Source organism: Thioclava litoralis (assembly GCF_045278885.1).
Classification (GTDB): domain Bacteria; phylum Pseudomonadota; class Alphaproteobacteria; order Rhodobacterales; family Rhodobacteraceae; genus Thioclava; species Thioclava litoralis.
This window is the reverse complement of sequence record NZ_CP135443.1, coordinates 1,155,042-1,180,146: the sequence shown is the minus strand read 5'-3', so window position 1 is coordinate 1,180,146 and position 25,105 is coordinate 1,155,042. Positions and strand designations below refer to the sequence as shown.

The 25,105-nt window shown below is 60.4% G+C and carries 19 protein-coding genes and 1 tRNA gene; 9 read left to right on the top strand and 11 right to left on the bottom strand.

What is annotated here, in order from left to right; genetic code table 11:
- Nucleotides 1–195: 195 nt before the first annotated feature.
- From RPE78_RS05825 to RPE78_RS05815, 3 genes are read left to right on the top strand one after another with little or no spacing between them, the layout of a single operon-like run.
- Nucleotides 196–1,515: an NAD(P)/FAD-dependent oxidoreductase gene (locus RPE78_RS05825; protein WP_406721483.1), complete on the top strand. Its 1,320-nt coding sequence runs from the start codon at nt 196–198 to the stop codon at nt 1,513–1,515.
- Nucleotides 1,512–2,255 (top strand): DUF1365 domain-containing protein, encoded by a 744-nt coding sequence (locus tag RPE78_RS05820; RefSeq protein ID WP_339108521.1) that lies wholly within the window; start codon nt 1,512–1,514, stop codon nt 2,253–2,255. Before RPE78_RS05825 ends, RPE78_RS05820 begins: the two co-directional genes overlap by 4 nt.
- On the top strand, nt 2,255–3,412 hold the full coding sequence (locus RPE78_RS05815; protein ID WP_406721620.1) for a class I SAM-dependent methyltransferase: 1,158 nt from the start codon (nt 2,255–2,257) through the stop codon (nt 3,410–3,412). The genes RPE78_RS05820 and RPE78_RS05815 overlap by 1 nt, the downstream gene beginning before the upstream one ends.
- On the opposite strand, the gene mtgA is transcribed toward RPE78_RS05815, so the two are convergent.
- The 6 genes from mtgA to RPE78_RS05785 form a co-directional block, all read right to left on the bottom strand.
- A complete protein-coding gene (gene mtgA, locus RPE78_RS05810; protein WP_339108520.1) occupies nt 3,413–4,153 on the bottom strand; it encodes a monofunctional biosynthetic peptidoglycan transglycosylase in 741 nt (246 codons plus the stop codon).
- Between the two features lie 146 nt (nt 4,154–4,299).
- Entirely contained in the window at nt 4,300–8,838 is a 4,539-nt protein-coding gene (gene gltB / locus RPE78_RS05805; RefSeq protein WP_339108519.1) for a glutamate synthase large subunit, read from the bottom strand.
- Nucleotides 8,839–8,931: 93 nt separating this feature from the next.
- A complete protein-coding gene (locus RPE78_RS05800) occupies nt 8,932–9,642 on the bottom strand; it encodes a hypothetical protein (RefSeq protein WP_406721482.1) in 711 nt (236 codons plus the stop codon).
- 64 nt (nt 9,643–9,706) lie between these two features.
- A complete protein-coding gene (locus RPE78_RS05795; protein WP_406721481.1) occupies nt 9,707–11,140 on the bottom strand; it encodes an NAD(P)-dependent oxidoreductase in 1,434 nt (477 codons plus the stop codon).
- Nucleotides 11,141–11,294: 154 nt separating this feature from the next.
- A complete protein-coding gene (locus RPE78_RS05790) occupies nt 11,295–12,095 on the bottom strand; it encodes an undecaprenyl-diphosphate phosphatase (protein ID WP_339108516.1) in 801 nt (266 codons plus the stop codon).
- A 4-nt stretch (nt 12,096–12,099) separates the two neighbouring features.
- Nucleotides 12,100–13,083: a complex I NDUFA9 subunit family protein gene (locus tag RPE78_RS05785; RefSeq protein WP_339108515.1), complete on the bottom strand. Its 984-nt coding sequence runs from the start codon at nt 13,081–13,083 to the stop codon at nt 12,100–12,102.
- A 191-nt stretch (nt 13,084–13,274) separates the two neighbouring features.
- Between RPE78_RS05785 and RPE78_RS05780 the strand changes: the two genes are divergently transcribed.
- Nucleotides 13,275–13,359 (top strand) — tRNA-Leu (locus tag RPE78_RS05780).
- A 364-nt stretch (nt 13,360–13,723) separates the two neighbouring features.
- Nucleotides 13,724–15,505, top strand: coding sequence for an ABC transporter transmembrane domain-containing protein (locus RPE78_RS05775; protein WP_406721619.1), 1,782 nt, complete (start codon nt 13,724–13,726; stop codon nt 15,503–15,505).
- A gap of 162 nt (nt 15,506–15,667) precedes the next feature.
- Here the strand turns inward: RPE78_RS05775 and RPE78_RS05770 are convergent, their stop codons facing one another.
- The 4 genes from RPE78_RS05770 to RPE78_RS05755 form a co-directional block, all read right to left on the bottom strand.
- Nucleotides 15,668–15,796 (bottom strand): hypothetical protein, encoded by a 129-nt coding sequence (locus RPE78_RS05770; RefSeq protein ID WP_339108514.1) that lies wholly within the window; start codon nt 15,794–15,796, stop codon nt 15,668–15,670.
- A gap of 235 nt (nt 15,797–16,031) precedes the next feature.
- Nucleotides 16,032–16,436 (bottom strand): 8-oxo-dGTP diphosphatase MutT, encoded by a 405-nt coding sequence (mutT, locus tag RPE78_RS05765; protein ID WP_406721480.1) that lies wholly within the window; start codon nt 16,434–16,436, stop codon nt 16,032–16,034.
- A complete protein-coding gene (argJ, locus tag RPE78_RS05760; protein WP_406721479.1) occupies nt 16,433–17,797 on the bottom strand; it encodes a bifunctional glutamate N-acetyltransferase/amino-acid acetyltransferase ArgJ in 1,365 nt (454 codons plus the stop codon). Before argJ ends, mutT begins: the two co-directional genes overlap by 4 nt.
- Nucleotides 17,798–17,823: 26 nt before the next feature.
- Nucleotides 17,824–18,735 (bottom strand): peptidylprolyl isomerase, encoded by a 912-nt coding sequence (locus RPE78_RS05755; protein WP_406721477.1) that lies wholly within the window; start codon nt 18,733–18,735, stop codon nt 17,824–17,826.
- Nucleotides 18,736–18,916: 181 nt separating this feature from the next.
- Here RPE78_RS05755 and secA point away from each other — a divergent pair, with 181 nt between their 5' ends.
- The 3 genes from secA (at nt 18,917) to RPE78_RS05740 (ending at nt 23,367) form a co-directional block, all read left to right on the top strand.
- A complete protein-coding gene (gene secA, locus RPE78_RS05750; RefSeq protein ID WP_339108510.1) occupies nt 18,917–21,631 on the top strand; it encodes a preprotein translocase subunit SecA in 2,715 nt (904 codons plus the stop codon).
- Nucleotides 21,632–21,847: 216 nt separating this feature from the next.
- Nucleotides 21,848–22,270: a hypothetical protein gene (locus RPE78_RS05745; protein ID WP_406721476.1), complete on the top strand. Its 423-nt coding sequence runs from the start codon at nt 21,848–21,850 to the stop codon at nt 22,268–22,270.
- A gap of 146 nt (nt 22,271–22,416) precedes the next feature.
- The gene (locus RPE78_RS05740) at nt 22,417–23,367 is read left to right on the top strand and encodes a hypothetical protein (protein ID WP_339108508.1); all 951 of its coding nucleotides are present in this window, start codon (nt 22,417–22,419) and stop codon (nt 23,365–23,367) included.
- Here the strand turns inward: RPE78_RS05740 and radC are convergent, their stop codons facing one another.
- Entirely contained in the window at nt 23,368–24,159 is a 792-nt protein-coding gene (radC, locus tag RPE78_RS05735) for a DNA repair protein RadC (protein WP_406721475.1), read from the bottom strand. It abuts the gene before it with no gap.
- 131 nt (nt 24,160–24,290) lie between these two features.
- On the opposite strand from radC, the gene RPE78_RS05730 reads away from it, so the two are divergent.
- Nucleotides 24,291–25,097: a hypothetical protein gene (locus RPE78_RS05730; protein WP_406721474.1), complete on the top strand. Its 807-nt coding sequence runs from the start codon at nt 24,291–24,293 to the stop codon at nt 25,095–25,097.
- The last annotated feature ends 8 nt before the right edge of the window (nt 25,098–25,105 follow it).

The window sequence follows — 25,105 nt, the reverse complement described above, 5'->3', positions numbered from 1 at the left end:
CATTTGCATTATAGGTTGATGAAATACTTACAAGGCACGCTCAGGTTGAGCTAAGATAAGTAAATTTGATAAAGTATTGTCTGCAGGGGCTTCTTCCGGCCATAAAAATTTTCAAAAGAAAAATACGACGGGGCTGAAACTTCCGTGGTTCATGAAACGTATCTTCTCGCGAAGCTGCAACAGACCGGAGCCCCCATGTCTTTAGATGTATCTGCGAATCCCCAGATAAGGCCGCGTATCGCTATTATCGGGGGCGGGATCTCGGGCCTGTCGGCGGCGTGGATGCTCAACCCGCGCTATGATGTCACCCTGTATGAGGCCGAGGCGCGGTTGGGCGGGCATGCGCGCACCGTGTTTGCGGGGTGCTCGGGGCAACAGCCGGTTGATACCGGGTTTATCGTTTTCAACTACGCCAACTACCCGCACCTGACGCGCCTTTTTCACGATCTTGAGGTGCCGGTGATCCGGTCCGACATGAGTTTCGGTGCCACGATCGACGCCGGCAGGATCGAATATGCGCTGCGTGATCTGCGTGGCCTGACAGCGCAGCGGCGCAATCTCCTGCGGCCCGGTTTCCTGCGGATGGTGCGCGATATTCTGGCCTTCAACGCGCGGGCGGCAGAGGTCGCGATGCGCGATGACCTGACGGTGGACGAACTGATCGCGCAAATGGGGCTCGGACAATGGTTCCGCGACTATTATCTTCTGCCGATCTCGGGGGCGATCTGGTCGACGCCGTCACAGGAAATCGGCATGTTTCCGGCGCGCTCTCTGATCCGGTTCTTCGAAAACCACGCATTGCTTTCGGCCACCGGTCAGCACCAGTGGTGGACGGTGAAAGGAGGATCTGCACAATATGTCGCACGCCTTGAACAGGCCTTGCGGCAGCGCGGTGTCGCGCTGCGCCTTCAAAGCGGTGTTGCTTCGGTCAAGCGTCACGCAGGTGGGGTGACGGTCAACTGTGCAGGGGCGCTGCCGGAAACTTTCGATCATGTGGTGATGGCCTGCCATTCGGATCAGGCGCTGCGCCTTCTGGCGGATGCCGATCCGGAAGAGCAGGCGCTTCTGTCGGCCATCCGCTATCGTCCGAACGAGATGGTGCTGCACGCGGATCCTGTGGCCATGCCCAAGCGCCGTGCCTGCTGGTCGTCTTGGGTCTATCAGGCCGATCACCGGCAGGCAGAGACCAGATTGGGGGTCAGCTACTGGATGAACCGTTTGCAGCAGATCCCCGAGGAGGATCCGCTTTTTGTTAGCCTCAATCCGCAATTCGAACTCGACGAGCGCAGGGTCTATAACAGCGCCACATTCGCGCATCCGGTGTTTGACCGCGCCGCCCTACGGGCGCAGGCAGGCATTGCCGCACGGCAGGGCGCGCGCAATACGTGGTTTGCTGGCGCTTGGTTGCGGCACGGGTTCCACGAGGATGGCATCGCATCGGCCATGCGGGTTGCGCGGAGGCTTCTGCCCCTGGCCGATGCGTCGCAGATGGATGGTTTCGGGGCGGTGGCATGATCGACTATCTTCCCGGCGAAACGGTGCATGTGCGCCGCGGGGCCATTGATCATCGCTTCCGCTATCCGGTCGACTACCTGTGTCTCGACCCCGAACACCCGACCGGACCGTCCTTCTTCTCTCATAACCGGCTCAATCTTTTCGCGTTTTTCGACCGTGATCACGGCGGTATCCGCGGGGCGGGCGAGGGGGCCGCTTGGGCGCGGCGGATGCTGACCCGCGCGGGGCTGACAGGGGGGTATAGCCTGCGGTTGATGGCGCAGCCGCGCGTCCTCGGGCGGGCCTTCAATCCGGTCTGCTTCTGGATGGCCTTTCGCGAAGAAACGCTGCTGGCAGTGATTGCCGAGGTCAACAACACCTTTGGTGACAGGCATAACTATCTTTGTGCACATGATGATTTTTCGCCCATTCTGCCGGATCATGTGCTGGAAGCGCGCAAGATCTTCCATGTTTCCCCTTTTCAGGACATCGGCGGGGGCTATCATTTTCAATATGCGATCACGGCCAAGCATGCGGTGATCCGGATTGATTTCCGCAATGGCGGCGAGGGGCTGATTGCCACCTATCGCGCCCCGCGCATGGCCCTGACCAACCGCCGCATCCTCCAGGCGGTGCTGCGTCGCCCTTGGGCGCCCGTACGCATCATGGCGCTGATCTACTGGCAGGCGCTGCGACTGAAACTGAAAGGCGCGCGCTATCGCGATAGACCCGCCCCACCAAAGGAAGACCTGAGCCGATGATGCCCTTTCTCTCGAACCGTTTGCGCCGTGACTTTCTGGATAGCTGTCAGGCGATCACCCAAGGCAGTCTGACTCTGCGCACCCCCGAAGGCGACATCCACCGCTTCGGTCAGGGCGCGCCGGAGGCAGACCTTGTGCTGCATGACTGGTCCGTGGTGGCGGCGATTGCCTCGCGCGGGGATATCGGTCTGGGCGAGACCTATGTCGCGGGTCTGTGGGACACGAGCTCTATCGAAAACCTGCTGACGGTGGCTCTGCTGAACTTCAACGCGCTGGAACATTACGCCTTTGCCAGTCCGTGGCAGAACCTCAAGTTCCGGCTGATCGACCGGATCGTGCGGGCCAACTCGGTGAAGGGGGCCTCGCGCAATATCCGTGCCCATTACGATGTGGGCAATGAATTCTACCAGCTCTGGCTGGACGAGGGCATGAGCTATTCCTCGGCGCTGTTTACCGCCGACGACAGCGATCTGGCCCGCGCCCAGAACCGTAAGCTGGACCGCATCCTGCAAGGATTGGGCGGCGGCGAGAGCGTGCTCGAGATCGGCTGTGGCTGGGGGCATTTTGCCGAACGCGCCGCCGAGAGCGGGCGTCATGTGACGGGCATCACCATCTCGCCCTCGCAGAAAGGCTATGCCGATGCGCGTTTGGACGGGCGCGCAGACATCAAGCTGCAGGATTACCGCAAGACCGAGGGGCGCTTCGACAATATCGTCTCGATCGAGATGATCGAAGCCGTGGGCGAGAAATACTGGCCCACCTATTTCGGCACCATCCGTGACCGCCTGAACGAAGGGGGGCGCGCGATGATTCAGGCGATCACCGTCTCCGATGCCTATTTCCCGAAATATCAGGCCAGCTCGGATTACATCCGGCAATATGCCTTTCCGGGGGGCATGCTACTGTCGGATGGCAAGATCCGCGAACAGGCGGCCAAAGCAGGCATGAAGGTGCAGGAGGTCTTTGCCTTTGGCGAGGATTACGCCCAGACCTGTCGCCTCTGGTCCGAACGGCTGAAGGCGCGCGCGACCAAGGCCGCAGAGCTGGGCTACGGGCAGGAGTTCCTGCGTGGCTGGCACTATTACCTTGAGGCCTGCGCGGCGGCCTTCCGCACCCAGCAATGCAATGTGCTTCAGGTGCAGATGGCCCGTATCTGATCAGCGTTCAAAGCAGCTTGCGCGACCGTCGCGTTTGATCGTGGCGGCCCCGTCCATGATGGCATTGGCGCGACGCGACACAAAGGCCGAGGGTCGTGCGGCATTGCGTTCTTTGGGGTTGGGCAGCACGGCGGCCAGTAGGGCGGCCTGACGGGCGGTCAGCTTGTCTGGCGTGGTACGGAAATAGCGGAAGGCGGCGGCATTGATGCCGAAGACGCCTTCGTCGAACTCCGCCACATTCAGATAGACCTCGAGAATCCGGCGCTTGTTCCAGATGAATTCGATGGCGGGCGTCAGGGCGGCTTCCAGCGCCTTGCGCGGCCATGACCGGCCCTGCCAGAGGAAGACGTTCTTGGCGGTCTGCTGGCTGATGGTCGAGGCCCCGCGCGAGGAGCCTTCGTCGATCACCTTGCGGATCGCGCCCATGTCAAAGCCCCAATGGCGGCAGAAATTGGCATCTTCGGCAGCCACGACCGACCGCGCCACGACGGGGGCGATATCGTCCATCGAGGTCCATTCGTGATCGACCCCGCCCAAGCGACGGCCTTCGCTGATCATCGTGATCGTTGTTGGCGGGTTGATGAACTTATACAGCACCACAATCGCCAGCACAGCGGCCAACAACACCAGAACCGCCCTCAGGACGTGCTTGCGCAGCCATGCCAGAGCAGGGTCATAAAGCGCGGGCCGCTTCGGGGCCGGCTTGGAAGGTTTCGATCTGGAGCTTTTCGGTTTCGCCATGTCGCCATAAGTCCCTGAGCCTGCGAACAGGTCAAGCCTTCTGCCACGAAACAAACGTAAATGCAGCCCCGTGGCCGCAGTTGTCCACATGAAATTCGCATAAAAAAGCGGGGCCGATGGCCCCGCCTTGTCAATCTGATCCTGAGTTACTCTGCCGGAACCGCTTCGGGCTCGTCCGACAGCGGATAGGGCAGGTGACGCAGCATCTCTTTCGGGCAGACCTGCAGGAAGTTCAGGCGCTCCGTCTCCCAGTTCTGCAGGATCTCGGTGGCTTTGACCGAACGGGTCTCTTCGACATGGCGTTCGATCAGCCCCTTCACCTGCGCTTCCCAATGGCTATGGCCCAGACCACAGGTCACCAGAGATTCCGGATTGACGAGGTTCTCGGCCACGCCGTCCGGATCGTAAAGATAGGCCATCCCGCCCGTCATCCCCGCGCCGAAATTCGCGCCGATGGACCCAAGGATCACCGCCACACCGCCGGTCATATATTCACAACCATTGGTGCCACAGCCCTCGATCACCACCCGCGCACCCGAGTTCCGCACCGCGAAACGCTCGCCCGCGCGGCCTGCCGCAAACAGGTAGCCATCGGTTGCACCGTACAGCACGGTATTGCCGATGATGGTGTTCTCGGAGGCCTTCAGCGGCGAGATCATCGGCGGACGCACCACGATGATACCGCCCGACAGGCCCTTGCCGACATAGTCATTCGCATCGCCCGAGACCTCGATCTTCAGACCAGGCGCCGCAAAGGCCCCCAGCGACTGACCGGCAGACCCCGTCAGCTTCACCGTCAGATGGTCGGGCTGCAGCGCGTTGCGCATGCCGAAGTTCTGCACGATGTGGCTCGAGGCGCGCGTCCCGATGGTGCGGTGGGTGTTGCGCACGGCATAGGACAGCTGCATCTTCTCGCCTTCGTCGAAGAAGCGCGCGCCATCGCGGATGATTTCGGCATCCAGCGTATCGGGCACATAGTTGCGCGGCTTGGAGCGGTCGTAGACGATCTTGTCCCAGCCATCCACGGTCAGCAGCAGCGGGTTGAGATCAAGGTCATCCAGATGCGCCGACCCACGCGAGACCTGCGTCAGCAGATCGGCACGACCGATGATCTCATCCAGCGAACGCGCACCGATCGAGGCAAGGATCTCGCGGACTTCCTGCGCATAGAAGGTGATCAGGTTGACGACCTTATCTGCCGAGCCGGTGAACTTCTTGCGCAGTTCGGCATCCTGCGTGCAGACGCCGACGGGGCAGGTGTTCGACTGGCACTGACGCACCATGATACAGCCCATCGCGATCAGGGCCGCAGTACCGATACCATATTCCTCGGCACCCATCATCGCGGCCATGACGATGTCACGACCCGTGCGCAGACCACCATCGGTGCGCAGCGTGACGCGGCCCCGCAGGTTGTTCATCGCCAGAACCTGATGCGCCTCGGTCAGACCCATCTCCCACGGCAGACCCGCGAATTTGATCGAGGTCGCCGGAGACGCCCCCGTGCCGCCATTATGGCCGGACACAAGGATGATATCGGCTTTTGCCTTGGCCACACCGGCGGCAATCGTGCCAACGCCCGAAGACGCCACCAGCTTCACCGTCACCTTACAGCGCGGGTTGATCTGCTTGAGATCGTAGATCAGCTGCGCCAGATCCTCGATCGAGTAGATATCGTGATGCGGCGGCGGCGAGATCAGCGTGACGCCCTTGGTCGAGTGACGCAGACGCGCGATCAGGTCGGTGACCTTCATGCCCGGAAGCTGGCCACCCTCACCCGGTTTCGCACCCTGTGCGACCTTGATCTCAAGCTCTTCGCAGTGGTTGAGATATTCGGCGGTCACACCGAAACGACCCGAGGCCACCTGCTTGATCTTGGCGGACGGATTGTCGCCATTCGGCTCGGGCACGAAATGTGCCGGATCTTCCCCGCCCTCGCCGCTGTCGGATTTCGCACCGATACGGTTCATTGCGACGTTCAGCAGTTTATGCGCCTCGGGCGACAGCGCCCCCAGCGACATGCCCGGCGTCACGAACCGCTTACGGATCGAGGTGATCGATTCCACTTCCTCGATCGGGACGGGCTTGCCCAAAGGCTTCACGTCCAGAAGATCGCGGATATGGATCGGCGGATTGGCCCGCATCATGGCGCTATACTGTTTCCACAAGTCATAGCTGGCGCGGTCACAGGCGGCCTGCAGCATATGCATGCCCTGTGCGCCCCATGCGTGGGTCTCGCCCGAGCGGCGCGACTTGTAGAAGCCGCCAATCGGCAGGACATCCTGACCACCCAGCCAGCCCAGCTTGTGGACCTCCTCGAGCTTGTGCTGGATGCCGTGCAGACCGATGCCCGAAATGCGCGAATGCATGCCGGGGAAATATTCGGCCACCATGGCGCGCGACAGACCCACCGCCTCGAAGTTCAGACCACCGCGATAGGAGGAAATCACCGAAATCCCCATCTTCGCCATGATCTTCAGCAGGCCCGCATCCACCGCATCGCGATATTTGCGCACGGCCTCCAGCAGGGTGCCTTCGATCAGCCCGCGGTCGATCCGGTCGGCAATGGTGTCTTCGGCCAGATAGGCGTTGACGGTGGTTGCACCGGCGCCCACCAGCACGGCGAAGTAATGCGGGTCCATACATTCAGCCGAACGCACATTGATCGAGCAGAAGGTCCGCAGGCCCTTACGGGTCAGCCAGCTATGCACAGCCGAGGTCGCCAGAATCATCGGCATCGCGATCTTGTCTTCGGACTGGTTCTCGTCGGTCAGGACGATATGGCCTGCGCCCGAACGCACGGCGTCTTCGGCCTCGTTACGGATACGGGCCAGACCGTCGCGCAGCGCTTCCTGATCCGCGCCAGCGGGGAAGGTACAGTCGATGATCGAGATATGCTCGCCGAAGATCTCGGCCATCTTGTTGAACTCTTCATTCGCGATGAAGGGCGTATCAAGAATAAGGATCTCGGTCTGGGCGCTGTCTTCGTCCAGCACGTTCTTGAGGTTCCCGAAGCGCGTCTTCAGCGACATCACGCGGTTTTCACGCAGGCTGTCGATCGGCGGGTTGGTGACCTGAGAGAAGTTCTGGCGGAAGAAATGGCTCAGCGGGCGGTATTTCTTGGACAGAACGGCAGGCGGCGTGTCATCGCCCATCGAGGCAATGGCTTCCTTGCCATCCTCGGCCATCGGGCTGAGGATCTGTTCGATGTCCTCAACGGTATAGCCCGCCGACATCTGGCGCTTGCGCAGTTCCGCACCGGTATATTTGGCGGCCTCGGGCAGGTCGCGCATCAGTTCCGAAAGGTCGGTGACCTTGTCCACCCACTCGCCGAAGGGGCGCGAGGCGGCCAGTTTGTCCTTGATATCGGTGTCGTGATACAGCTTGCCCTCGGCCATATCGACGGCAATCATCTGCCCCGGACCAAGCGCGCCTTTCTCGATGACATTGGCCTCGTCGGTCGGCACCATGCCCACTTCGGAGCCTGCGATCAGCATGCCGTCGCCGGTCACCACATAGCGCAGCGGGCGCAGGCCGTTGCGGTCAAGCCCGCCACAGACCCAGCGGCCATCGGTCATCGCAAGGGCGGCAGGGCCGTCCCACGGCTCCATCACGGCGTTGCAATAGCCATACATATCCTGCCATGCCTGCGGCATTTCGTCGGTGGCCTTGGACCAGGCTTCGGGCACCAGCATGGTTTTCACCATCGGTGCGATCCGGCCCGAACGGACCATCAGTTCGAACACCGAATCCAGCGCGCCCGAGTCGGAGGCGGCAGCGGGGATCACCGGTTTGATGTCTTCGGCCATATCGCCGAAGGTCGCCGAGGCCATGCGGATCTCGTGCGATTTCATCCAGTTGATATTGCCCTTGATCGTGTTGATCTCGCCGTTATGCGCCAGCATCCGGAAGGGCTGCGCCAGCCACCATTCGGGGAAGGTGTTGGTGGAATAGCGCTGGTGGTAGATCGCGAAGGACGACTCGAAACGCTCGTCCTTCAGGTCGGGATAGAATTCCGCAACCTGCTCGGCTAGCATCATGCCTTTATAGATGATCGAACGGGTCGAGAGCGAGCAGATATACAGGCCCTTGAGCTGCGCCGCGATGGCCGCTTTCTCGATCCGGCGACGGATGATGTAAAGCTCGCGCTCGAACTGCTCCTCGTCGATATCCTTCTCGTTACGGATCAGGATCTGTTCGATCTCGGGGCGGGTGGCGTTGGCTTTGTCCCCCAGACAAGAGGTCGCGACCGGCACGTGGCGCCAGCCATAGATATAGTGGCCCATGCGCAGAACTTCGGATTCCACGATGGTCCGGCAGTTTTCCTGCGCGCCGAAATCGGTGCGCGGCAGGAAGACCTGACCCACGGCGATACGCTTGTCCATATCCGGTTCGTGGCCGGTGCGGCGGATCTGGTCGTGGAAGAAGGGGGCAGGGATCTGCACATGGATACCCGCGCCGTCGCCGGTCTTGCCGTCGGCATCCACCGCACCGCGGTGCCAGATCGCTTTCAGCGCATCAATGCCGTTTTCCACGACGCGACGCGAGGCTTTCCCGTCGATCGAGACAACAAGCCCCACACCGCAGGACGACTTCTCGTCATCCGCCTTGTAGAGCGAGTTTGCCGACATCCATTCACGCTTGGCTTCCTCGCGGGCAACCCAGGCTTCATCATATTTGGTCATGTCATGCCTCCTTGGGAGAACGTAGTGCACCGGCTGTGACGCGCGGCGAATTCAAAGGGTGGCTTGCGCCTGGTTCGTGTGGGGCTGCGCCGATTATCGCAAATCTTCGGGGCGCAGCGCCGTCATCGTCATGTCGCAGTCGTAGATCGGCTTTGCGGCACCAAACCCGTCTTCGCCCTCATGGGCAAAGGAGACTGGCGCATCATAGGTCTGCACACTGTCGCCTTGCGGGCTCTCATAGGTTTCGCGTCCTGAAAAGAACACGCGCAGATCGCGGTCGATATACTGGGTTCCAGACCGGCGGGCGAGGATGTTGCCAGCCTTGTCCTGTGTTTCCAGTTTGAAATCCGCGCGTTCCAGAACCTTGCCGTCAATCGTGACCTTGTCTCCGGTGAGCCAGTCGCGACCGATCTGGCGGCGGGTCTCTCCGAAATTGTTGTAGGTGACAAAGTCGTAATCATCCTCGCCTGTGTCGAGCAGCGTGCTGAACGAGGCATTATCCTTGGAGCCTGCCTCGTCCAGCTGGGCGATTTCCCCGTTATCAAGGCTGATCGACTGAAGCCAGCGGGTTTCGGAATCGATCAGTGACAGGAAGTATTCGCCATCGCCATCGGCATAAGAAATCCAGCGATCGCCTTCGGCATCCCCCGCGCAGTGATAGAGATTGGCGACCTGACAGCTATGCATCTGCACCGTCAGATCCAGCGTGCAGGCATCGGGCACGGCAAACTGGTCGTCTGCCGATTGCGCCTGTGCATGTGCGCCGATCAAGGTGATTGCTGCAAAAACTGCCACCCGTTTCATGGGGATAGGTCCTTCCGTCTCTTCGCGCAGGGCCGGATGCGGCCCTGCCTGCGTGGATAGGGGATTACTGGGCCGCGACGGCGGTCACACCGTCAAGATAGCGGATGATCTCGGCGCCAGCCTCGCGGCCGTCGCGGATCGCCCAGACCACCAGCGAGGCCCCGCGCACGATATCGCCCACCGCATAAACGCCGGGGATATTGGTCGCATGGGTGCCGAACTCGGCCTTGACGGTGCCCCAACGGGTGACTTCCAGCTCTTTGGTGTCCCATTGGTCCTGCAGATCTTCCGGCTCGAAACCGAGGGCCTTGATGACCAGATCGGCTTTCTCCTCGTAGATCCCGCCTTCGATGGGCTCGGGCGACTGACGGCCCGAGGCATCGGGCTGGCCCAGCTTCATCTTCTGGATGGTGATCGAGGTGACCGGATTGCCGGTAAAGCCCTTGGGCGCTGCCAGCCAGACGAATTCCGCGCCTTCTTCCTCGGCGTTCTGCACCTCACGCTGCGAGCCGGGCATGTTGGCACGGTCGCGGCGGTAGAGACATTTGACCGAGGTCGCACCCTGACGGATGGCGGTGCGTACGCAGTCCATCGCGGTGTCCCCACCACCGATAACCACGACATTCTTGCCCGCCGCATTTAGCGTGCCGTCTTCGAATTCGGCAACCTCATCCCCGAAGGACAGCTTGTTCGAGCAGGTCAGATAGTCGATCGCGCGCACGATACCTGCCGCATCCGCACCCGGATCACGCAGATCGCGGGTCTTGTAGACGCCAGTCGCAATCAGCACGGCGTCATGCTTGCCGCGGATCGCATCGAAGGTGATGTCGGTGCCGACATTGCAGTTCAGCACGAATTCCACGCCCGCTTCTTCCAACTGGGTCACGCGACGCATGACGATATCCTTCTCCAGCTTGAAGCCGGGGATACCATAGGTCAGCAGCCCTCCCGCGCGGTCGTGACGGTCATAGACGGTGACCTTGCAACCCGCGCGACGCAGCACATCCGCCGCCGCCAGACCCCCCGGACCCGCGCCGATGATGCCGATGCTTTCCTCGCGCTCGACCTTCGGCGTGATGGAAGGCACCCAGCCGTTCTCGAAGGCGGTGTCGGTGATATATTTCTCGACCGAGCCGATGGTCACGGTGCCATGCCCCGATTGCTCGATGACGCAGTTTCCTTCGCATAGGCGGTCCTGCGGGCAGATGCGACCGCAGATCTCGGGGAAGGTATTGGTGGCTTGGCTGATGTGATAGGCTTCTTCCAGACGGCCCTCTGCCGTCAGGCGCAGCCAGTCGGGAATGTTGTTATGCAGCGGGCAGTGCTGGTGGCAATAGGGCACACCACATTGCGAACAGCGCCCTGCCTGTTCGGCCGCTTTCTGTTCGGCGTATTCCGCGTAGATCTCGTTGAAGTCTTGGGCGCGTTGCTTCGCGTCGCGCTTCGCCGGCATTTCCTTTGCCGTCGACACGAACTTCAGCATGCGTTGCTTGGCCATGGCTAGCGCCTCCCTAGCGTTTCTTTGGCACTGTGCTACACGCTAACCGAAGGCATTAAAAGTAAGAGGGGCTGACCTAAATATCGCTTTTTTCGTGTTTTGAGAAGATTCACAATAAAAAATGCGGCGAATTAGGTCAGCTTTCGTTACTTAGTTAGCGCGCGATGGCAAAATATCCAAAGATCGCAAGGCCGACGAGGATCCGCCAATAGCCGAAAATCGCGTAGCCGTGGCGCGAAATGAAGTCGAGCAGGTGGCGGACGACGATGACTGCAGAGATGAACGCCATAACAAAGCCGATGACGATGAGCGTCATATCGTCAGCGTTCAACAGATCGTAGTTTTTGTAAAGGTCGTAGGCAAAGGCACCGGCCATCGTCGGCATCGACAGGAAAAAGCTGAACTCGGCGGCGGCACGTTTGGATACGCCCATCAACATGGCTCCCACAATGGTCGAGCCCGAACGCGAAGTCCCTGGAATCATGGCCAGACATTGGATGAAGCCGATGGCAAGCGCCTTGCCCAGCGGGATTTTCATGGCGTCGTCATGTTTGGGGTGAAGGTCCATACGGTCGATCACAATCAGCACGATGCCGCCCAGAATAAGGCTGGTGGCGATGATTAGCGGAGAATCGAAGAGCACGCGTTTGATGAAATCATGCGCGAGAATGCCAATGAAAACGGCAGGCAGGAAAGCGATAAGGACGCTGAGGATGAAGCGCCGCGCCTGAGGGTCATGGGGCGCGGCGGTGAAGACCTCGAACAGCTTCTTGGCATAGACGCCAAGAATGGCGATGATCGCGCCAAGCTGGATCACAACTTCGAAAGCATGCCCTGTCGAGTGGAAATCAAGCATTTCCCCGACAATCAGCACATGCCCCGTGGACGAAACGGGGAGGAACTCAGTGAGACCCTCTACAAATCCAAGTATTGCGGCGGAGAGGGTATCATTCATGAGATCAGGACCGTTTTAGATTTTTTGCAGAAGCTTGAATCTCTTCATACTGTCCATGCGGACGGAAGCGCCAGAGGTAACCCGCCATGATTGCGTTCATTGCCGTAGGTGTGATCTGGAGTTGAGCAAAGCTTCGCGCGTCTTCCGAAACGATATTGTCCTTCTTCAGATTTTTCACCTGATCACGAGTCAGAAGCGTGTTGCTGAACAAACCGCCGGTCAGCGTCTGTAGCAGATCGAACAGTCCCGCCACCAGAGAGGCCAGACCGAAAGGCATGTTGAAGATCGTACGTTTGCGATTGATCACGCCCAGCATGGTTTTCAGAAGATCGCTCAGGCTGGCCTGATCGGGGCCGCCCAGCTCGTAGGTGCCCTTGGCCTTGCCCTCGACCCCCATCACCGCTGCGGCGGCCACATCATCCACCCAGACCGGCTGGAATTTGGTCTTGCCGCCGGTGATCGGTAGAATGAAGGAGAAGCGGCTCATGGCTGCGAATTTGTTGAAGAACCCGTCTTCCGTCCCGAACAGAACCGAGGGGCGCAAGATCATCGCTTCCGGGAAATGCTCCAGAACGGCGGCTTCGCCTTCAGCCTTGCTGCGCGCATAGGCGCTTGCGGCTTTGGCATCTGCTCCGATGGCCGAGAGATGTACGAGATTCTGCACGCCAAGCTCTGCGGCAATCCGTGCCACACGTCCTGCACCCTCGGCTTGCACGGCATTGAAGCTGTTCTTGCCCGTGGTGCACAGGATGCCAACGCAGTTCACAACCGCATCTGCGCCGATCATCGCGGCGCGCACCGACGCGTCATCACGGATGTTGCAGAAAACCGGCTCTACCTGACCAACCGCGCCATAAGGCTTGGTGAAAAGCGCCTCGTTCGGGCGGCGCACGGCAATCCGGATACGCCATCCGTCTTTTGCAAGGCGGCGGGCAATATAGCGCCCTACAAAACCAGAACCGCCATAGATCGTCACAAGTTTCGCCATTGGCTGGGCCTCCCCCTTGCAATTTTTCCCTTCCTGATTACCGATTTACCTCTTGCGGGACAAGGGGCCAGCGGCATTCCTTCGTTCTCGGCGAAAAAAATGAAAATTTCCTATTGACGGTGCTTTGCTCTCACCGTAGAAGCCTCTTCACACCAGCGGCGCTGCAGCGAAAGACGCAGTCAAGCAGGAACGCCCAGATGGCGGAATTGGTAGACGCGCACGGTTCAGGTCCGTGTGCCGCAAGGCGTGGAGGTTCGAGTCCTCTTCTGGGCACCAATCCAAAAAAACCCGCTTAACCTCAACAGGTTAAGCGGGTTTTTTGTTTTACCCACCCAATTTCTTTCCCACTTGGTCGTGATCGGCGCTGGCCTGATACAGGTTGGCACGTTTGGCCCTTTCAGAAGAGGGCTCCAAACGGATTTGACTATGTGCAGGCAGGCCTCGCGCCGGTCCCCGCGAGAGGCCCGAAGTTCGGGGGTGCGCCCGTTGGGGGCGCGGTGCGCTGGCGCCGCAATGTCGCGGATTTGGCCGGAGAAACCGGTTTTTCCGCTTCACAGTCATGAAACCTTAGTCGTTAAAGGCCATTCGAGCCTTGCCCGAGAGGATTTGGCTGCCTAAACCGCAGAAAACAGGAGGCCTTATAGTGCGTAGATCAAAGACCACGACGGAAGATCGCCCGACAACGAAACGGGTTGGCGCATTGCGAGGCCTCTGGCCCTTCTTGCGGCCCTATCGCGGCCTAGCTGTTTCGGCTCTTCTGGCTTTGGTGCTGACAGCCTCGGTATCGCTGGTGCTGCCGATTGCGGTGCGCCGTGTGGTTGACGGGTTCAACAGCGGCGCGGCCCTGCTGGACGAATATTTCGGTGCGGCACTGGTGATTACCGCGCTTCTGGCGATCGGGACGGGCGCGCGTTACTATTTGGTGACCCGCTTTGGCGAGCGGGTTGTGGCCGATATCCGTATGGCGGTGTTCGACCGTGTCATCGCCATGTCGCCCGCCTTTTTCGAGAAAATCCTGACCGGCGAGATCATTTCGCGCATCACCACCGATACGACGCTGATTCTCTCTGTGATCGGTTCTTCGGTTTCGGTGGCGCTGCGGAATTTCCTGATTTTCGTTGGTGGGATGGTCATGCTTCTGGTGACCTCCGCCAAGCTGACGGGACTGGTGCTGCTGATCGTTCCGGCGGTGATCGTGCCGATTATTGTCTTGGGGCGGCGGTTGCGCGGGTTGTCGCGTGAAAATCAGGACTGGATCGCAAGCTCTTCGGGATCGGCCTCCGAGGCGCTGCTTTCGGCGCAGACCATTCAGGCCTTTACCCATGAAACCCGCACTCGCGACAGGTTCCGCGATGTGACCGAAAAAAGTTATAGCACCGCCAACCGCCGGATCCGCACACGCGCCATGATGACCGTAATTGTGATCTTCCTGATCTTTTCCGGTGTGGTCGGCGTTTTGTGGGTGGGCGCGCGCGATGTGCGCAACGATATCATGTCGGTCGGTGAGCTGGTGCAGTTCGTCATCTATGCGGTGATGGTCGCAGGCTCGGTCGGGGCGCTTTCGGAAATCTGGGGCGAGTTGCAGCGTGCGGCAGGGGCGACAGAGCGCCTGATCGAGCTTTTGCAGACCAAGGACAATCTGGAGGACCCCGAGACGCCGATGGCCTTGCCGCGTCCGGCCAAGGGGGCGATCAGCTTTGCCGATGTCAGTTTCCACTATCCCTCGCGTCCTGACACTTCGGCGCTGGATCATGTGACGCTGGAGATCGCGGCGGGGGAGACGGTGGCGCTTGTCGGGCCTTCAGGGGCAGGGAAGACGACGATCATCCAGTTGATCCAGAGGTTCTGGGACCCTGAAACGGGGGCTGTGTCGATTGACGGGGTGGATCTACGGCAGATGGCACGGGCCGATTTCCGTCAGTCCATCGCGCTTGTCCCGCAAGATCCGGTGATTTTTGCGGCTTCTGCGCGCGAGAATATCCGTTTTGGCCGTCCCGAGGCCAGCGATGCCGAGGTCGAGGCTGCGGCCCGTGCCGCCCATGCGCTGGACTTCCTGCAGGCGCTACCGGACGGGCTTGAGACCTATGTCGGCGAGCGTGGCGTGATGTTGTCGGGCGGGCAGAAGCAGCGCGTAGCGATTGCGCGCGCCATGCTGCGGGATGCACCGATCCTGCTTCTGGACGAGGCGACATCGGCACTGGATGCCGCTTCGGAGCGGGCGGTGCAGGCGGCGGTCGAGCAACTGGCACAGGATCGCACCACCATCATCATCGCGCACCGTCTGGCGACCGTGAAAAAAGCCGACCGTATCGTGGTTTTCGATCAGGGCCGGATCGTGGCACAGGGCACTCACGAAAGCCTTGTGGCCGAGGGCGGGCTTTATGCAGAGCTGGCACGGTTGCAGTTTACCGAAGGGGAGTAATCCCTTTCGTGCCGCAGGTTACCGCGCCCAGAGTCGGGACATCCCCCCGAGCGGGGGCATAAAAAAGAGGCCCCGAAGGGCCTCTTTCTTTTACCTGCTGATGGTATCAGGCATCAACCTTCCGGCACGCCCTCCCCTGCGCGCCGTGGGACGCCCGAGAGTTCAGCGGGTAACCGGACGACCGGTGTAAAGCTCTTCGCCAACGCGGACGGTGATTTTGCCGTCTGCCAGTTTGCCTTGGTAGATGCCTTGGATCGAAACCGAGCTGCCAACGGTGATAGTACGAAGCATAAGGACCTCCCTTAGAAGATGATCCGGATCCTGATTAATCCGATATCTTTATAAAACAGGATTGTCATAAAATTGCAAAGAAAAAAGGCGAGGTAGGGTGAATTATTTCTTAAATGCAGGCAGTTTTGAAATTTTGTCGACAGTCCGGCAGAAAAACTGCCTATATTGCCGTCATTGAATGTAAAAGGCGCCCAGATAGGGCGCCCTAAACACGAATCAAGAATATTTTTTCAACCTAAAGCCAGTCCCGCAACATGGGTATCAGCGGGATATCGGCGGGCGGCATCGGATAATCCGTAAGTTCCTTCGCCCGCGCCCATGTCAGCGTCTGGCCTTCGCGCGGGGCAGGGATGCCTTCCCATCTGCGGCAGGCAAAGAGCGGCATCAACAGATGGAAACCGTCATAGCTGTGGCTGGCAAAAGTCAGCGGCGCCAGACAGCTCGCCCAGGTGTCGATCCCGAGCTCTTCCTTCAGCTCGCGGATCAGGCAGGCCTCGGGGGTCTCGCCCGCTTCGACCTTGCCGCCCGGAAACTCCCATAGCCCCGCCATCGATTTGCCCTCGGGGCGCTGCGCCAGAAGCACGCGCCCGTCGGGGTCGATCAGGGCAACCGCCGAGACAAGAACGATCTTCTTGGTCACGAGCGGTAATCCGCGTTGATGTCGATATAGCGATGGGTCAGATCACAGGTCCAGACGGTTTTTGACGCCTCGCCCAAGCCCAGATCCACCCCGATCACCAGCTCGGCCTGTTTCATATAGGCCGAGGTCGCCTCTTCCGAATAATCGGGATTGCGCCAACCTTTTTCGGCCACCACGATATCGCCAAACCGGATCGTCAGCAGGTCGCGTTCGGCATAGGCGCCGGATTTGCCCACAGCGGCCACGACGCGGCCCCAATTTGCATCCTCGCCCGCAATCGCGGTTTTCACCAGCGGCGAATTGGCGATGGACATGGCGATGGTATGGGCATCGGCCGTTGTCTGTGCGCCCGTCACCTGCACTTCGACAAATTTCGTGGCACCTTCGCCATCCATCACGACCTGCTTGGCCAGATCGGTCATCACGGCACGCAGGGCCTTTTCAAAGGCAATCGCGGCGTCGCTGCCCTCGATCAGCGGAGCCGCGGGCGATTTGCCGGTGGCCGCAAGGATCAGCGCATCCGAGGTCGAGGTGTCGCTATCAACGGTGATTGCGTTGAACGTATCATCCACCTGCCACGACAGCAGCTTTTGCAGCAGGTCGGGTGCGATGGAGGCATCGGTGAAGATATAGACCAGCATCGTCGCCATATTCGGCGCGATCATCCCCGAGCCCTTGGCGATACCGGCGATCTTGATCTCGCCGCCTTCGCCCGCCACGGTCGCGCAGGCGCCTTTGGGGAAGGTGTCGGTGGTCATGATGGCGCGGGCGGCATCGGAAATCGAGGCGGGGCTGAGCTTGGTCTTCAGTTCGCCCAGCACATTGGTGATACGCTCATGCGGCAGCGGCTCGCCGATCACGCCGGTCGAAGAGGTGAACACGCGCGAGGCCGGAAGCCCCAGCGTTTCGGCCACTTTGCCCGAGATCGCATCGACCGAGGCCTGACCATTGGCGCCGGTAAACGCATTGGCGTTGCCCGAGTTCACCAGAATGGCCGCGCCCTGATCCGAAACCGGATTGCCCGCCAGCTTGGCCTGATTGTCCAGCACACAGGCCGCGCGGGTCGAGGATTTGGTGAAGACGCCCGCAAGCGCCGCACCGGGGCAGATCTCGGCCAGCATCACATCGGTGCGGCCCGCATATTTGACGCCCGCCGCTGCAGAGGCAAAGCGGACGCCGTCAATTTCAGGCAGGTCGGGGAAGCGTGCCGGAGCAAAAGGCGAAACCATCGCCGACTTTGCCGGAGCGATCTCGGCTCCGACCCCGCCGGTCTTCAGTCTCGCTTTGAGTTTCTTGACCTTGCTTTCAAGCTTGTCGACGCGGCGTGCGTACCGCTTGATGGTCTTCTTCTTCCCAGGCATGCGCCATCCCCTTCCATGTTTCGGCCTTATTGGCCGAACAACGTGTCGTTCTTCAGGATAGCAGGATCAATGTCGCCGTCCATCCGCTTCACATCTGCGGCGTCAACTGTTTCCTTCACGCGATCCTCAACCGCTTTCTGACGCAGATCGTCTTCCAGCTCGGCCCGGACATCGTCGATTTTCGGCGCATCGGCAATGCGGGTGCCTTCGCGTTTGATGATATGCCAGCCATATTCGGTCTGCACGGGGTCGGAAACCTCGTCATCCTTCATCTTGGCGACGGCATCGGCAAAGGGCTGCACCATCGCATCCAGCGAGAACCAGCCCAGATCGCCGCCATTCTCGGCTGCGCCATCCTGACTATTGGCTTTGGCCAGCTCGGCGAAATCCGCGCCGTCATCCAGCTTTTTCTTGATCTCTTTGGCCTTCTCTTCGGTCGGCACGATGATATGGGCGGCGTGATATTCGGTCACCGGATTGTCGGCGTTATATTTTGCCGCATAGGCTTTCTGGACTGCATCATCGGACGCGGCACGATTTGCCGTATATTCCAGCATCGACCCTGCCAGATAGGCACGGCGCTGCACTTCAAGGGCAACGTCATCGCGCTTGGTCTTGCGGCCTTCGCCGATTTCCGAAAGAGCGGTCTGCTGCACAAGCTGGTCAAGGATGCCCTTGAACAGCGTTGCATCATCAAGTTGCAGATATTGCGGCGGCAGGCTGTCGCGCACGATCTGCATCTGGCCTACGGTGATATCCTTGCCGTTTACGGTGGCCACCACCGTGTCGGCATTCACATCCTTGCGGTAGTCTTTGGCAGCCGCAGGGGCCGCTTTGTCGGCCGCCGGCGCTGCGGGGGTGCTGTCTTGCGCCTGTGCGCCCGCAGCCATCATCGCAACCACGGCTGCGGTCCCCAGAAGTTTCGTCAGTTTCGGCATCTTGGCCACTCCTTCACTGCCGCATTCCTTCGCGGCGTTGACACTCTGACAGTCGACCCTTACATCGCCAAGGGTCAAAAAGGCCCTTTGTGCCCTTTCTCGCATGCTTTTTAGGCAGGCCCGAATGGCGCGGCAAGGGTGGCCCCACACACGATTTGGTCAGTCCAATTGCGGAGAAGTCATGCTCGGCCTCGGAACACTCGCGAAAAAGGTTTTCGGCACGCCGAATGACCGCAAGGTAAAATCTGTTCGTCCTCTGGTGGCGAAGATCAACGCGCTCGAGGAAGAGTTTGCGGCCCTGACAGATCAGGGTCTGATCGAAAAAACACATGAATTCCAACGGCGTGTGCAAGAGCAGGGCGAAAGCCTTGATGATCTTCTGCCCGAAGCCTTTGCGAATTGCCGCGAGGCGGCACGCCGTGCACTGGGGCTGCGCGCCTTTGATGTGCAGCTGATGGCGGGCATCTTCCTGCATCAGGGGCAGATTGCCGAAATGAAGACCGGCGAGGGCAAAACCCTTATGGCCACTTTCCCCGTCTATCTGAATGCGCTGGCCGGTAAGGGCGTGCATGTGGTGACGGTGAACGACTATCTCGCCCGCCGTGATGCGGAGTGGATGTCGAAAGTCTATGGCGCGCTCGGGCTGAGCACCGGCGTTGTTGTGCCCTTCCAGCCCGATGCCGAGAAAAAGGCGGCCTATCAGGCAGATATCACCTATGCGACCAATAACGAGCTTGGGTTCGACTATCTGCGCGACAATATGAAGGGCTCGGTCGAGGAAATGGCGCAGCGCGGGCATTTCTTCGCGATTGTCGACGAGGTCGATTCGATCCTGATCGACGAGGCCCGCACGCCGCTGATCATCTCTGGCCCTGCCGAGGATCGTACCGAGCTGTATAATACGCTCAACAAATATATCCCCGAGCTGACCGAAGAGCATTACACCATCGACGAGAAGGCGCGGAATGCGACCTTCACCGAAGAGGGCAACGAATATCTGGAGCAGCGCCTTCAGGCCGAGGGCATCCTGCCCGAGGGCCAGTCGCTTTACGATCCGGAATCGACCACGCTGGTGCACCATGTCACGCAGGCTCTGCGTGCGCATAAGCTGTTCAACAAAGACGATAATTACGTCGTGGCCAATGGCGAGATCGTGCTGATCGACGAACATACCGGCCGCGCCATGAAGGGCCGCCGTCTGTCCGACGGCCTGCATCAGGCGATCGAGGCGAAAGAGGGGGTGCAGGTGCAGCCCGAAAACGTCACGCTGGCCTCGGTGACCTTCCAGAACTATTTCCGCCTCTACGAGAAGCTGGCCGGCATGACCGGCACCGCCTCGACCGAGGCCGAGGAATTTGCCGAAATCTACAAGCTGGGCGTGGTCGAAGTGCCGACCAACCGCCCCGTGCAGCGGATCGACGAGCACGACCGCGTCTATCGCACCGCGATGGAAAAATATCAGGCCGTGATCGAGGCCATCCGCGAGGCGCATGAGAAGGGGCAGCCCATTCTTGTCGGCACCACCTCGATCGAGAAATCCGAGATGCTGTCACATCTGCTGACGCAGGCCGGTATCACGCATAACGTCCTCAATGCCCGCCAGCACGAACAGGAAGCCCAGATCGTGGGGGATGCCGGTCGTCTGGGGGCTGTGACCATTGCCACCAACATGGCCGGTCGCGGGACCGACATCCAGCTGGGCGGCAATGTGGAAATGCGCGTGCAGGAAGAGCTGGCACGCGATCCGGAGGCGGATCCCGAAGAGGTGCGCGCCCGTATCGAAGCGGCCACTGCCGAAGAAAAGCAGAAGGTTCTGGAGGCGGGCGGGCTGTTCGTTCTGGCGACCGAGCGCCATGAATCGCGTCGTATCGACAACCAGCTGCGCGGTCGTTCGGGCCGTCAGGGGGATCCGGGGCGCTCGCTGTTCTTCCTGTCGCTGGAAGATGACCTGATGCGGATCTTCGGGTCCGACAAGCTTGAAAATGTTCTGTCCAAGCTTGGCATGAAAGAGGGCGAGGCGATCATCCACCCGTGGGTGAACAAGTCTCTGGAGCGCGCGCAGGCCAAGGTCGAGGGTCGTAACTTCGACATCCGCAAGCAGCTTTTGAAATTCGACGATGTGATGAACGATCAGCGTAAGGCGATCTTCAACCAGCGTCGCGAGATCATGGATAGCCGTGACGTAGACGAGATCGCCGCCGATATGCGCCATCAGGTGATCGATGATCTGGTGGATCAGTATCTGCCGCCGAAATCCTATGTTGACCAATGGGATATCGAAGGGCTTGCGGCCGCGATCCAAGAGGGTCTGAACCTCAGCCTGCCGCTGGCGGACTGGTCGCAGGAAGAGGGCGTCGATCAGGAGGTCATGCTGGAACGCATCGAGGAGGCCTCCGACGCCTATATGGCAGAGAAGGAAGCCGCCTTCGGCCCCGAGGTCATGCGCACGATCGAAAAGCAGATCCTGCTGCAAACGGTCGATACCAAATGGCGCGAGCATCTGGTGAAGCTGGAGCATCTGCGTTCGGTGATCGGCTTCCGTGGCTATGCGCAGCGCGATCCGCTCTCGGAGTATAAAACCGAAAGCTTCCAGCTGTTCGAGGCCCTTCTTGACGGGTTGCGTGTGGATGTGACCCAGCGCCTTGCGCAGATCCGCCCGCTCACCGAGGCCGAGCGCGAGGCCCTGCAGGCGCAGATGTATAGTGCCCGCAACGAGGAGCAGCCCGAGCCGGAGCAACACAGCATGCCGGAAGAGCCCCCCCGGATCGAGGTCGTAGGCGAGACCCGTCCGGGTTTCGACGAGAACGATCCTGCCACTTGGGGCGAACCGGGCCGGAATGACCCTTGCCCGTGCGGGTCGGGGCTGAAATTCAAGCATTGCCACGGTAAGCTGTAAGGCGCTGCTTGCAGGCCACAGGCGCACAATCGTCTGCGGTAGGTGGATGGGGCACCGGAAGGTGCCCCTTTTGCATTCGGGGTCGCGCCGAATTGCGGCCCATCTCGGCACATACGGCCTTGTCTGGAGCACGATTTGCGACGCCTCTGCCTTGCATCATGGCTGCTTGCCGTCTGTCTTCCGATGGCCTCCGCTGCCGCTGCGCAGGCTATACGGATGGAGGTCCGGATCGAGGGCGTTTCCCCGACCCGCCCGAACCGGCTGGCGGATGTGTCGCGGAAATCCATCGATGTCGTCTTTGAAAATATAGGGGACAGAGGCGTGCGCTTTCCGTGCCCGATGATCGCGCAATATGGCCTGGATATAGTATATTCTCCCTCGGAGGATCCGGCGGACGACTGGATGCTCAATGGGCCGCCGCCAGCGGATAGCTATCCGGCCCCGACGCTGCTGCCTTCGCAACAATGTCGCTTTAGCTACCCGCTTGATGCAGACGGGATCGCCCTGTTTCTGAAGGCGACAGGACAGCAGGCGGTGGACGTGCGGCTTGCGGTCTCTCTGCCTGATCTTCCCCAAACGGCGGGCTGGGCGGGGTTACGCCAGACAATGGCCTTTCGGGTGGTTCGCGGATCTCCCTGATGGTGGCTGTCCTGATGGGGTGGCATATTTGCCGCCTTCTGGTCTTTTGGGGCATGGTCTTGCCACATCTGTGCCTTTCAGGCCCCGCATTTCGGTTATATGTTGTTAAGCAACGACAAACGCGACGCCGTAGGGTGCAGAGCAGCATGAAACAGAAAATGCGGGAAATCTCTTTGATTTTGGCCACGGGTGTCACCGCCGTGGCCTGCAGCCAGTTCATGCAGCATGCCGATACGATTTTCGCCCAATTTGGCGTGTCGCCTGCCGATGCGGCCATTCCGCATATCGCGCGCCCTGTCAGCGAGACCCGTCTGGTCAGTGCGCTTGGTGCCGCACAGTCTTTGGGGGCGGCTCCCGCGCGGGCATTGGGGGCTGATCTGCCGGTGCCCACCCTACCGCAGGATCGCCTTTATACCGCGAGCTTCACGACAGAACCTGCCCCCGCTCGGCAGGTGGCCCCGCCGCAGGGCCCCGCGCTGGAACTGGCGGAGGCCAGCGCTTGCGGCGAGCCGGTTCTGCATCTGGAGAAAGCTGAAAACGGCATGATTTCGGTGGCCTATACCGATGCCTGTCATGCCGGTGCCATTGCGACCCTGACCCAGCCCGGTCTGCAATTCGACGTGCAGCTTGATGCGCAGGGCAAGTGGGGGGGGCTCGTGCCGGCGATGATTGCCAATACGCGCCTGACGGTGGCCAGCGCGGGGGGCGTGGTCTCGGAAGGGATCAACCAGCCAGACGCGGCCCAATGGAACCGTGTCGTTCTGTCATGGACGCGCCCTGTCGCATTGCATCTGAGCGCCCGCGACACGGCGACAGATGGCACACCGGAGGGTTACCTTACGCGGTTTTCCAGCGTGGAAGACGGTCAGCAGGCCGAGGTCTATTCGACCCGTCTGGATTTGGCCAAGGCCAGGCTGGCCATTGATGCGGCCCTGACCAAAGAGAGCTGTGATCAGGATCTGGAGGGCAATATCGCATGGTCCGATCAAAGCAAGCTGCACCCGATGATGCCGGTGACCTTGATGATGCCCGAATGTGACCAGCTTGGCGGGGCGGTGGTGATGGATCTGCCGAACCTTGCCGAGGTCGGGCCCTGATCACAGATATCCTTCCGCGCGGAAACTGAGTTCACGGCTTTTGCCGATGATCAGGTGGTCATGCAGCACAAGCCCCAGAACACCCGCCGCACGGTTGATCTGGTCCGTCATGGTCAGGTCTGCCTCTGACGGGGTTGGATCGCCGGAGGGATGGTTATGCACCAGAATCAGCGCCGAGGCATTCAGCTCCAATGCGCGTTTCACCACCTCGCGCGGATAGACCGGCACATGGTCCACCGTGCCGCGCGACTGTTCCTCATCCGCGATCAGGGTGTTTTTCCGGTCCAGATACAGCACGCGAAACTGTTCGGTCTCGCGATGGGCCATTGCGGTGTGGCAGTAATCCAGCAGGGCATCCCAAGAGGACAGCACCGGCTGATGCATGACACGGGCACGGGCCAGACGATGGGCGGCGGCCTCCACAACCTTCAACTCGATGATGACCGCTTCGCCCACCCCTTCGATTTCGGCCAGACGTGACGGCGGCGCGGCCAGCACCCGCCCGAAGTCACCAAAAGCCTGCATCAGGCGGTGGGCGAGCGGCTTGACATCCTGTCGCGGGATGGCGCGAAACAGCACCAGTTCCAGCATTTCATAATCGGGCAGGGCCTGTGCCCCGCCCTCCATGAAGCGGGTTCTCAGCCGCTTGCGATGGTCCTTGATATAAGATGGCAAGCGCACCGGATTCTGCCGCGCAGGCGCGCAACCGACGGGGCGCGCGGGCACCGCTTCATCGGGATGACCGAAAAGCGGCAGAGGGGCTTCGTGAAAGGCGTTCGGTGGCTGTGTCATGCCGCAAGATTGCCTTGGCTTGGTGAAGAAAGGCTTAACCTGTTAGCCATGTTCATCATCGACCTAAGGGCAGTTACACATTCTTCACGAGAATAAGGAAGGATAATAGTCGGGGTGCAAGGAAGGGTAAGATGATCGGGATCTATTCTGGGACGGGAACCCAGATTCGGGGCTATCAAAGCCAGTCCGGGCGGGTGCAGGACGTGGCGGTGGTGACGCTTTCCAAATCTTCGCCACAGGGGCCGCAGATCTCGGTTGTGGAGTCAAAGCTTCCGCGTCCGATGACCGCCTCCGAGATGGAGTTGGATCTTCTGTCCAATCTGCGCAGCCGCCTCCAGTCCGAAATCTCTTCGGCGCAGGCCCTGCTGCAAGGGGATACACAGGCTGACCTCACGCTGGACGCCCAGCATGTCTGGAACAAAGGGGGCGCCGAGGCATTGGTGGCCTATGTCGGTACGCTGGAACAGGCCGATACACTTCTAGGAAAGCAGCAGGATTTCCGGCAGGCCATGTTTGGTGCCGAGACCGAGGCCGAGACCCAGAGCCTGATTGATCAGGCGCTCGGGGATCGGGCGGAGCAGATGCTGGATGCGCAGCAAAGCAAGGCCGACTGGGGGCGCCAGCGGGCCCTGTTGCGGCTGTTTGCCATGACGGGGCAGGATAGCGAGGCGGCGATGGCCTTCCTTGAGAAGGGCAAGGCGCTTGCACGGGCCGGTCAGAAAGCGGCTCTTGTCGCTGATATGAAAGAGCAGATCGCCAGCGGCGAATTGAATGTCTCGGTCTCGACCGAAACGGCATGGGCACATGAGGCCGTCGGCATCGAACGTGTCACCGAGCGCAATCAGATTTCGATGGTCTATTCCAAGACATATTACCAGTCGGCTTCGGCCTTCGCCCTTTCCGCCGGATTTTCGGGAAGCTATTCCCGCAGCCTATGAAAAAAGCC